The following is an 8,976-nucleotide window of genomic DNA, read 5'->3' as shown; positions in this document are numbered from 1 at the left end:
GCAGGGCACACCATGCAACGCCAGAATATCCGGATCCGTCTCAAAGCGTTCGATTATCGCATCCTCGATAACTCGACGCGCGAGATCGTGAACACCGCGAAGCGCACCGGCGCACAGGTCCGTGGACCTGTGCCGCTTCCGACGCGCATCGAGAAGTTCACCGTGAACCGTTCACCCCACGTGGACAAGAAGAGCCGCGAGCAGTTCGAGATGCGCACGCATCGCCGTCTGCTCGATATCGTGGATCCGACGCCGCAGACCGTGGACGCGCTGATGAAGCTCGACCTCGCCGCTGGTGTTGATGTTGAAATCAAGCTCTGAGTTTAAAGAGCCTCTGGAGAGAAAAATGCGTTCAGGCCTTATCGCCAGAAAGCTGGGAATGACCCGGGTCTACACGGAAGAGGGTGCTCAGGTGCCCGTCACCGTGCTGAAGGTGGACTCTGTCCACGTGGTCGCCCACAAGACGGCCGAGAAGGATGGCTATTCCGCCATTCAGCTCGGCTCCGGCACCCCCAAGATCAAGCGGCTGTCCAAGGCCGACCGTGGCCACTTCGCCAAGGCGAAGGTGGAACCGAAGCGCAAGCTGCAGGAATTCCGCGTTGCTCCCGACATGACCATGCCGGTCGGTGCGGAAGTGACGGCGGACCACTTCGTCGCCGGCCAGTTCGTCGACGTCACCGGCACCACCAAGGGCAAGGGCTTTGCCGGCGGCATGAAGCGCTGGAACTTCGGCGGCCTTCGCGCCACGCACGGCGTGTCGGTGAGCCACCGTTCCATCGGTTCGACCGGTAACCGCCAGGACCCCGGCAAGGTGTTCAAGAACAAGAAGATGCCGGGCCAGCTCGGCGTTGAAACCGTGACCACGCAGAACGTCCAGGTGGTTCGCACCGACGCCGACCGCGGTCTCATCCTGCTCAAGGGCTCCGTGCCTGGCGTTCGTGGTGGCTGGGTCAGCGTCCGCGACGCAGTGAAGCGCAAGCTGCCGGACGGTGCTCCGAAGCCGGGCGCCTTCAAGGCCGCTCCGGAAGCGCAAGGTTAAGTGAGGCGCTGAATCATGAAACTCGACGTCAAAACACTCGAAGCCAAGGCCGCCGGTTCGGTTGAACTGTCCGACGCCATCTTCGGCCTCGATCCGCGCACCGACATCCTGCACCGTGTGGTGCAGTGGCAGCTCAACAAGCGTCAGCAGGGTACTCACCAGGCCAAGAGCCGCGGCGAGATCTCGCGCACGACCAAGAAGATGTACCGCCAGAAGGGCACCGGTGGCGCCCGTCACGGTTCCCGCAAACCCGGCCTCTTTGTGGGCGGCGGCAAGGCCTTCGGTCCGCGCTTCCGCAGCCACGAGACGGCGCTGAACAAGAAGGTCCGCGCGCTTGGCCTCAAGCACGCGCTCTCGACCAAGCTGAAGGCTTCCGAACTCATCATCGTGGACAAGGCCGAACTCGCTGAAGCCAAGACCAAGTCGGTGAAGGCGGCCTTCGAAAAGCTCGGCCTCGTCAACGCGCTGATCATCGACGGCGCGGCCCTCAACGAAGGCTTCGCCAAGGCTGCCCGCAACATTCCGAACATCGACGTGCTGCCCATCCAGGGCATCAACGTCTACGACATCCTCCGTCGCAAGAACCTGGTTCTGACGAAGGCGGCTGTCGAAGCTCTGGAGGCTCGCTTCAAATGAGCAAGGAACACTTCTACAACATCATCCTGTCCCCCGCGATCACGGAAAAGGGCACGATGGTCTCGGCTTCCAACCAGGTGGTCTTCAACGTCGCCCGCGACGCCACGAAGACCGACATCAAGAAGGCTGTCGAAGGCCTCTTCGGTGTCAAGGTGAAGGCCGTCAACACGCTGGTCCGCAAGGGCAAGCTCAGGACGTTCCGCGGCCGCGCTGCGCTGCTGGGCGACAAGAAGAAGGCTTACGTCACGCTCGCCGAAGGCGAACGTCTCGACGTGACGACCGGTCTGTAAGGGTCAGGAAAAATGGCACTCAAGACATTCAATCCCACCAGCGCCGGACGCCGCCACCTGATCCAGGTTGACCGCGCCGACCTCTTCAAGGGCAAGCCCGTGAAGAGCCTGGTGGAAGGCAAGAAGAACAACGGTGGCCGTGGCAACACGGGCCGCATCACCACGCGCGGTCAGGGCGGCGGCCACAAGCAGGCCTACCGTCTGATCGACTTCAAGCGCACGAAGCATGGCGTCACCGCCACGGTCGAGCGCCTCGAGTACGATCCGAACCGTACGTCGTTCATCGCGCTCATCAAGTATGCCGATGGCACGCTCTCCTACATCCTGGCGCCGCAGCGCCTGGCCGTGGGCGACACCGTCGTCTCGGGCGCGAACGTCGACGTGAAGCCCGGCAACGCCATGCCGATCGGCGCTGTTCCGGTTGGCACGATCGTCCACAACGTGGAAGTGAAGCCCGGTGCAGGCGGCTCGCTCGCCCGCGCTGCAGGCACCTACGTGATGGTCGCCGGCCGCGATGGCGCCAACGTCATCATCAAGCTGAAGTCGGGTGAAACCCGCATGGTGGCCGCCAGCTGCATGGCGACCGTCGGCGCGGTCTCGAACCCCGACCACCTGAACGAAGTAATCGGCAAGGCCGGACGCGCCCGTTGGCGCGGCGTCCGCCCGATCTCGCGCGGTATCGCCCGCAACCCCGTCGACCATCCGAACGGTGGCCGTACCAACGGTGGTAAGCACTGGGCGACGCCGTGGGGCAAGCCCACCAAGGGCAAGAAGACCCGCACCAACAAGCGCACGAGCAAGTTCATCGTGCGCAGCCGCCACGACCGCAAGAAGTCTTAAGGGGTAGCGCGACATGACACGCTCCGTATGGAAAGGCCCGTTCGTTGACGGGTATCTGTTGAAGAAGGCAGACGCCGCCCGTGGCTCGCGCCAGGCGATCAAGACGTGGAGCCGCCGCTCCACGATCCTGCCGAACTTCGTGGGCCTGACCTTCCAGGTCCACAACGGCAACAAGTTCATCCCCGTGCACGTGACCGAGGAAATGGTCGGCCACAAGCTCGGCGAGTTCGCACCGACCCGGACCTTCAAGGCCCACGGCGGTTCGGACAAGAAGGCCGCTGCTGGAAAGTAACCGCACATGAGCAAGCCAAAAACAAAGCGCGCGCTGCCGGCCAACGAGGCCAAGGCAACCACCCGTTCGATCCGCATCAACACGCGCAAGCTGAATGATGTGGCGGCCGAGATTCGCGGCATGAAGGTGCAGAAGGCGCTCGCCCACCTGCAGTTCTCGCCGCGCCGTATCGCCAAGGACGTGAAGAAGACGCTGGAAAGCGCCATCGCCAACGCCGAAAACAACCATGACCTCGACATCAACAAGCTGATCGTCGCGGAAACCTGGACCGGCAAGAACCTGGTGATGAAGCGTTGGTTCCCGGATGCGCGCGGCCGGGTCGGCCACATCCACAAATTCTTCTCTGAACTGACAATCGTTGTGCGGGAAGTGTCCGCCGATGCGAAGGAGGCCGCGTAATGGGTCAGAAAGTCAATCCCATTGGCATGCGCCTGGGCGTGAACCGCACGTGGGATTCCCGCTGGTTCGCCAACAGCCGCGAATACGGCAAGCTCCTCCACGAGGACATGGCGATCCGTGAATACCTGAAGGGCGAGCTGAAGCAGGCTGGCGTTTCCAAGGTGCTCATCGAGCGTCCGCACAAGAAGTGCCGCGTGACGATCTACTCCGCCCGCCCGGGTGTGGTGATCGGCAAGAAGGGCGCCGACATCGAGAAGCTCCGCAAGAAGGTCGCCGAGATGACCGGCTCGGAAGTGCACCTCAACATCGTTGAAGTGCGCAAGCCCGAGATCGACGCCACGCTCGTCGCCGACAACATCGCCCAGCAGCTCGAGCGCCGCGTGGCGTTCCGCCGTGCGATGAAGCGCGCCGTGCAGTCGGCTCAGCGCATGGGCGCCCTCGGCATCAAGATCACCTGCGCCGGCCGCCTGGGTGGCGCTGAAATCGCCCGTACCGAATGGTACCGTGAAGGCCGCGTGCCGCTGCATACGCTGCGCGCAGACGTTGATTACGGTGTTGCCACGGCCCACACGGCCTACGGCACCAACGGCGTCAAGGTCTGGATCTTCAAGGGCGAGATCCTCGAGCACGACCCGATGGCCACTGACAAGCGCTTTGCGGAACTGCAGGAAGGCGGCGGCAGCCGTCCTCCGCGCCGCGAAGAGCGCAACTGAGACAGCGAGCTAGATCATGCTGCAACCAAAGAAGACCAAGTACCGCAAGGCCCACAAGGGCCGCATCCACGGCAACGCCACGAGCTGCAACACGCTTGATTTCGGCAACTTCGGCCTCAAGGCCCTGGAGCCCGAGCGTCTCACGGCCCGCCAGATCGAAGCCGCCCGCCGTGCTCTTGCCCGTGGCATGAAGCGCGCCGGCCGCATCTGGATCCGCGTCTTCCCGGACGTGCCGGTGTCGAAGAAGCCTGCCGAAGTCCGCATGGGCTCCGGCAAGGGTTCGACGGAATACTGGGCCGCCCGCGTCAAGCCGGGCCGCGTGCTGTTCGAAATCGACGGCGTGCCGCGCAATGTCGCTGAGGAATCCCTCGGCCTTGCCGCCGCCAAGCTGCCCATCAAGACGCGCTTCGTTGCGCGTCTGGGCGAATAAGGGGAGGGACGAGAGATGAAGATGTCCGACGTTCGCGCCCTGACTGCCGACCAGATCAAGGACGAAATCCTGAAGCTCCGCAAGGAGCAGCTGAACCTGCGCTTCCAGAGAGCGTCGGGCCAGCTTGAGAAGACCAACCGCATCCGCCAGATCCGCCGCGACATCGCCCGTCTCAAGACCCAGGCGACCGCATCGGCCAAGGCCAAGTAAGAGAGACGCAAGAACATGCCCAAGCGCATCCTGCAAGGTGTGGTCGTCAGCGACAAGAACGACAAGACCATCGTGGTGAAGGTGGAACGCCGCCTCCGCCATCCGGTGTTCAAGAAGACCGTGCGCGTGTCGAAGAAGTACCACGCCCATGACGAGAAGAACGAAGCCAAGGTTGGCGAGATCGTCCGCATCCAGGAGGCCCGGCCTCTGTCCAAGCAGAAGCGCTGGACCCTGGTCGAGAAGGTCGACGCGGCCAAGGCTTGAACTGAACAGGTGAAACCATGATCCAACAAGAGACAAATCTCGACGTTGCCGACAATTCCGGTGCCCGCCGCGTTCAGTGCATCAAGGTGCTCGGCGGCTCCAAGCGCCGTTACGCCGACGTGGGCGACATCATCGTCGTGTCGGTGAAGGACGCCATTCCGCGCGGCCGCGTCAAGAAGGGCGCCGTGATGAAGGCCATCGTCGTGCGCACCGCCAAGGACATCCGCCGCGCTGACGGTTCGGCGATCCGCTTCGACCGCAACGCCGCCGTGCTGATCAACGCCCAGGGCGAGCCGGTCGGCACGCGTATCTTCGGACCGGTTCCCCGCGAACTGCGCTCCAAGAACCAGATGAAGATCATCTCGCTCGCACCGGAGGTGCTCTAACATGGCTGCGAAGCTGAAAATCAAGAAGGGTGACAAGGTTGTTGTCATCGCCGGCAAGGACAAGGGCAAGCAGGGCGAAGTCCTGCGCGTTCTTCCTACCGAAAACCGCGCCGTGGTCTCGGGTGTGAATGTCGCCAAGCGCCACACCAAGCAGACGGCGAGCCAGGAAGGCGGCATCGTTCAGCAGAGCATGCCGATCCACATTTCGAACATCGCGCTGCGCGATCCGAAGGACGGCAAGCCGACCCGCGTGGGCTACAAGACCCTCGCCGACGGCAAGAAGGTCCGCGTCGCCAAGCGTTCAGGAGAGACGATCAATGGCTGAGGAAAAGAAAGCCAAGCCGGCGGCCAAGGCTGAAAAGCCTGCTGCCAAGGCTGAGAAGGCGCCCAAGAAGGCGGCCGAGAAGGCTGGCGTGGAAAACGCCAACGCCGGCCTGCCCGAGAACTATGTTCCGCGCCTGCGCAAGTACTATGATGACGTCGTGAAGCCGGAGCTGATCAAGCAGTTCGGCTACAAGAACGTCATGGAAGTGCCGAAGATCACCAAGATCGTCCTCAACATGGGCATTGGTGAAGCGACACAGGACTCGAAGCTGGTGAACGTCGCCGCTGCCGAACTGGAAAAGATCGCCGGCCAGAAGCCGGTGCTCACCAAGTCGCGCAAGGCCATCGCCCAGTTCAAGATCCGCGAGAACCTCGCGATCGGCACCAAGGTGACGCTCCGCAAGACCCGCATGTACGAGTTCCTCGACCGCCTCATCACCGTGGCCTTGCCGCGCGTGCGTGACTTCCGCGGCCTGACGGACCGTTCCTTCGACGGCCGTGGCAACTACGCCATGGGCATCAAGGAGCACATCATTTTCCCGGAGATCGACTACGACAAGATTGACCGGGTCTGGGGCATGGACGTGATCGTGTGCACCACGGCCAAGACGGACGACGAAGCCCGCGCGCTTCTCACCGCCTTCAACTTCCCCTTCCGCAAGAGCCAGCGCAAAGCGGCTTAAAGGAGAGAGTTTACCCACATGGCAAAGACAAGCTCGATCAACCGCAACGAGAAGCGCCGCAAGATGGCCAAGTCGGCCGAAGCCAAGCGCAAGCGCCTCAAGGCTCTGATCAAGAACAAGAACACGCCGATGGAAGAGCGCTTCGCCGCTGTCCTGAAGCTGGCGGAAACGCCGCGCAACTCGTCCAAGGTCCGCATCCACAACCGGTGCGAAGTGACTGGCCGCAGCCGCGCCTACTACCGCAAACTCAAGATGTCGCGTATCGCGCTGCGTGAGCTGGCCAACCAGGGTCTGATCCCCGGAATGGTCAAGTCGAGCTGGTAAGAGAGGATCACGACCATGTCCATGAACATCAGCGATCCGATCGGCGATATGCTGGCGCGCATCCGCAACGCCCAGGAGCGTGGCAAGAACAAGGTGGCCGTGCCGCCGTCGCGCCTGCGTGAACGCGTGCTCGAAGTGCTCCACCGCGAAGGCTACATCCGCGGCTTCACGACCATCGACAAGGACGGCAAGTCCGAGATCGAAGTCGAGCTGAAGTACTTCGACGGCGCTCCCGTCATCAAGGAAATCCACCGTGTCTCGAAGCCGGGCCGTCGCGTCTATGCTTCAGTGACCACCCTGCCGTCCGTTTACAACGGCCTGGGCATTTCCATCCTCTCCACGCCGAAGGGCGTGATGTCGGATGCCGATGCCCGCGCCCAGAACGTCGGCGGCGAAGTGCTCTGCACGGTCTTCTAAGGAAGAGAACGATGTCACGTATCGGCAAGAAAGCAGTTCAGGTCCCGGCAGGCGTCACTGTCAACGTGTCCGGCCAGACCGTATCGGTGAAGGGCCCCAAGGGCGAGCTCAAGGAAGTCTTGAACGAGCAGGTGCTCGTCAAGATGGAGCAGGGCGGCGTCAAGGTGGACCCGATCAACCAGACCAAGCTCGCACGTTCGGCCTGGGGCATGTCCCGCACGCTCGTCGCCAACATGGTGAAGGGTGTGACGGAAGGCTACTCCAAGTCGCTGGAAATCAACGGCGTGGGTTACCGCGCCGCCGTCGCCGGCAAGAGCCTGCAGCTCAACCTGGGCTACAGCCACGACGTCAACTATCCGATTCCCCCGGGCATCGAGATCAAGACGCCGAAGCCCACGGAAATCGTGATCACCGGCATCAACAAGCAGCAGGTCGGCCAGGTTGCGGCCGAAATCCGCGAATGGCGTGGCCCCGAACCCTACAAGGGCAAGGGCATCAAGTACGCCGGCGAAACGATCTTCCGCAAGGAAGGCAAGAAGAAGTAAGGGACACGCATCATGGCGAAAGTCACTCCTCTCATTCTGCGCAAGGCCCGCGTCCGCAAGGCGCTGGCCGAACGCCTCAACGGCCGTCCGCGCCTCTCGGTGCACCGGTCCTCGAAGAACATCTATGCCCAGATCATCGATGACGCGAAGGGCGTGACCATCGCCTCGGCTTCGACCCTGGAGAAGGATTTCAAGGCGGGCAAGAAGACGGGAGCCGACAAGGCTGCCGCCGAAGCCATCGGCAAGAGCATTGCCGAGCGCGCCATCAAGGCCGGCATCAAGGACGTCGTCTTTGATCGTGGCGGCTACATCTACCATGGGCGCATCAAGGCGCTCGCCGATGCCGCCCGTTCTGGCGGCCTGAATTTCTAAGGATAGCGGAGCACACATGGCAAAGGAACGTGCCGAACGCGGTGAGCGCAAGGACCGCGCCGATCGCGAGGAGAAGGACAGCGAGTTCATCGACAAGCTCGTCCACATCAACCGCGTGGCGAAGGTGGTGAAGGGCGGTAAGCGCTTCGGCTTCGCTGCACTCGTTGTCGTCGGCGACCAGAAGGGCCGCGTCGGCTTCGGTCACGGCAAGGCGCGTGAAGTGCCGGAAGCCGTCCGCAAGGCGACCGAAGGTGCCAAGCGCGCGCTGATCCGCGTGCCGCTGCGCGAAGGCCGCACCCTGCATCATGACGTCAACGGACGTTGGGGCGCAGGCAAGGTCACGCTCCGCACGGCTCCTCCCGGCACCGGCATCATCGCCGGCGGCCCGATGCGCGCCGTCTTCGAAAGCCTGGGCATGGCCGACGTCGTCGCCAAGTCCACCGGCTCCTCGAACCCCTACAACATGGTGCGCGCGACGATCGACGCACTGAAGAAGCAGACCTCTCCGCGCATGGTGGCCAACCGCCGTGGCAAGAAGGTTGCCGAAGTGCTGCGCCGTGGCGGTGACGCCGCTGCCGTAGCCGAATAAGACAGGACGTGAAAGCCATGGCCAAGAAAGACGCAGGCAAGACGATCACCGTTGAGCAGGTGGCAAGCGCCAACCGCAAGCCGTCGATTCAGACGAAGACGCTGATCGGGCTTGGTCTCAACAAGATCCGCCGTACCTCGACGCTGCAGGACACGCCTGCAGTGCGCGGCATGATCGCCAAGGTCGCGCATCTCGTGCGCGTGGTGGAATAAGGAACAACCGC

At 62.9% G+C, this 8,976-nt stretch carries 20 protein-coding genes; all 20 read left to right on the top strand.

The genetic code is table 11. The features are described from left to right. Positions 1-12 precede the first annotated feature (12 nt). The 20 genes from rpsJ to rpmD are packed head-to-tail and all read left to right on the top strand — an operon-like array spanning position 13 to position 8,965. On the top strand, positions 13-321 hold the full coding sequence (gene rpsJ / locus QM801_RS08895) for a 30S ribosomal protein S10 (RefSeq protein WP_415018855.1): 309 nt from the start codon (positions 13-15) through the stop codon (positions 319-321). Positions 322-346: 25 nt separating this feature from the next. Continuing rightward, positions 347-1,039, top strand: a complete 693-nt coding sequence (gene rplC, locus QM801_RS08890) for a 50S ribosomal protein L3 (RefSeq protein WP_415018854.1) — start codon at positions 347-349, stop codon at positions 1,037-1,039. Between the two features lie 15 nt (positions 1,040-1,054). Then, a complete protein-coding gene (gene rplD, locus QM801_RS08885) occupies positions 1,055-1,675 on the top strand; it encodes a 50S ribosomal protein L4 (protein WP_415018853.1) in 621 nt (206 codons plus the stop codon). Continuing rightward, complete coding sequence (locus tag QM801_RS08880; RefSeq protein WP_415018852.1) at positions 1,672-1,965, top strand: 50S ribosomal protein L23; 294 nt, start codon at positions 1,672-1,674, stop codon at positions 1,963-1,965. The genes rplD and QM801_RS08880 overlap by 4 nt, the downstream gene beginning before the upstream one ends. Positions 1,966-1,977: 12 nt before the next feature. Then, positions 1,978-2,805, top strand: coding sequence for a 50S ribosomal protein L2 (rplB, locus tag QM801_RS08875; RefSeq protein WP_415018851.1), 828 nt, complete (start codon positions 1,978-1,980; stop codon positions 2,803-2,805). Positions 2,806-2,818: 13 nt separating this feature from the next. Next, positions 2,819-3,097 (top strand): 30S ribosomal protein S19, encoded by a 279-nt coding sequence (rpsS, locus tag QM801_RS08870; protein WP_415018850.1) that lies wholly within the window; start codon positions 2,819-2,821, stop codon positions 3,095-3,097. A gap of 6 nt (positions 3,098-3,103) precedes the next feature. Next, positions 3,104-3,496, top strand: coding sequence for a 50S ribosomal protein L22 (rplV, locus tag QM801_RS08865; RefSeq protein WP_415018849.1), 393 nt, complete (start codon positions 3,104-3,106; stop codon positions 3,494-3,496). Beyond that, positions 3,496-4,209, top strand: coding sequence for a 30S ribosomal protein S3 (gene rpsC, locus QM801_RS08860; RefSeq protein ID WP_415018848.1), 714 nt, complete (start codon positions 3,496-3,498; stop codon positions 4,207-4,209). The genes rplV and rpsC overlap by 1 nt, the downstream gene beginning before the upstream one ends. A 16-nt stretch (positions 4,210-4,225) precedes the next feature. Beyond that, on the top strand, positions 4,226-4,639 hold the full coding sequence (rplP, locus tag QM801_RS08855; protein WP_415018847.1) for a 50S ribosomal protein L16: 414 nt from the start codon (positions 4,226-4,228) through the stop codon (positions 4,637-4,639). 15 nt (positions 4,640-4,654) lie between these two features. Beyond that, positions 4,655-4,849, top strand: coding sequence for a 50S ribosomal protein L29 (gene rpmC / locus QM801_RS08850; RefSeq protein WP_415018846.1), 195 nt, complete (start codon positions 4,655-4,657; stop codon positions 4,847-4,849). A gap of 15 nt (positions 4,850-4,864) precedes the next feature. Beyond that, complete coding sequence (gene rpsQ / locus QM801_RS08845) at positions 4,865-5,113, top strand: 30S ribosomal protein S17 (protein ID WP_415018845.1); 249 nt, start codon at positions 4,865-4,867, stop codon at positions 5,111-5,113. Between the two features lie 17 nt (positions 5,114-5,130). Beyond that, positions 5,131-5,499, top strand: a complete 369-nt coding sequence (gene rplN / locus QM801_RS08840) for a 50S ribosomal protein L14 (protein ID WP_415018844.1) — start codon at positions 5,131-5,133, stop codon at positions 5,497-5,499. A gap of 1 nt (position 5,500) precedes the next feature. Then, entirely contained in the window at positions 5,501-5,824 is a 324-nt protein-coding gene (gene rplX, locus QM801_RS08835) for a 50S ribosomal protein L24 (protein ID WP_415018843.1), read from the top strand. Beyond that, positions 5,817-6,506, top strand: a complete 690-nt coding sequence (gene rplE, locus QM801_RS08830) for a 50S ribosomal protein L5 (RefSeq protein ID WP_415018842.1) — start codon at positions 5,817-5,819, stop codon at positions 6,504-6,506. The genes rplX and rplE overlap by 8 nt, the downstream gene beginning before the upstream one ends. 18 nt (positions 6,507-6,524) lie before the next feature. Beyond that, the gene (gene rpsN, locus QM801_RS08825; RefSeq protein ID WP_415018841.1) at positions 6,525-6,830 is read left to right on the top strand and encodes a 30S ribosomal protein S14; all 306 of its coding nucleotides are present in this window, start codon (positions 6,525-6,527) and stop codon (positions 6,828-6,830) included. Positions 6,831-6,851: 21 nt separating this feature from the next. After that, positions 6,852-7,247 carry a 30S ribosomal protein S8 gene (gene rpsH / locus QM801_RS08820; RefSeq protein WP_415020907.1) on the top strand — a complete coding sequence of 132 codons (396 nt, stop codon included), beginning with the start codon at positions 6,852-6,854 and terminating at the stop codon, positions 7,245-7,247. Positions 7,248-7,258: 11 nt separating this feature from the next. Continuing rightward, positions 7,259-7,792: a 50S ribosomal protein L6 gene (rplF, locus tag QM801_RS08815; protein ID WP_415018840.1), complete on the top strand. Its 534-nt coding sequence runs from the start codon at positions 7,259-7,261 to the stop codon at positions 7,790-7,792. Positions 7,793-7,804: 12 nt separating this feature from the next. After that, positions 7,805-8,164 carry a 50S ribosomal protein L18 gene (rplR, locus tag QM801_RS08810; RefSeq protein WP_415018839.1) on the top strand — a complete coding sequence of 120 codons (360 nt, stop codon included), beginning with the start codon at positions 7,805-7,807 and terminating at the stop codon, positions 8,162-8,164. A gap of 16 nt (positions 8,165-8,180) precedes the next feature. Next, the gene (gene rpsE, locus QM801_RS08805) at positions 8,181-8,753 is read left to right on the top strand and encodes a 30S ribosomal protein S5 (protein WP_415018838.1); all 573 of its coding nucleotides are present in this window, start codon (positions 8,181-8,183) and stop codon (positions 8,751-8,753) included. Positions 8,754-8,770: 17 nt separating this feature from the next. Further along, positions 8,771-8,965: a 50S ribosomal protein L30 gene (rpmD, locus tag QM801_RS08800; protein ID WP_415018837.1), complete on the top strand. Its 195-nt coding sequence runs from the start codon at positions 8,771-8,773 to the stop codon at positions 8,963-8,965. Positions 8,966-8,976: the final 11 nt, after the last annotated feature.

It is taken from the genome of Aestuariivirga sp., from assembly GCF_047600585.1.
Lineage (GTDB): Bacteria > Pseudomonadota > Alphaproteobacteria > Rhizobiales > Aestuariivirgaceae > Aestuariivirga.
The sequence above is the reverse complement of the archived record's forward strand: the minus strand, read 5'-3'. Positions and strand labels throughout refer to the sequence as shown.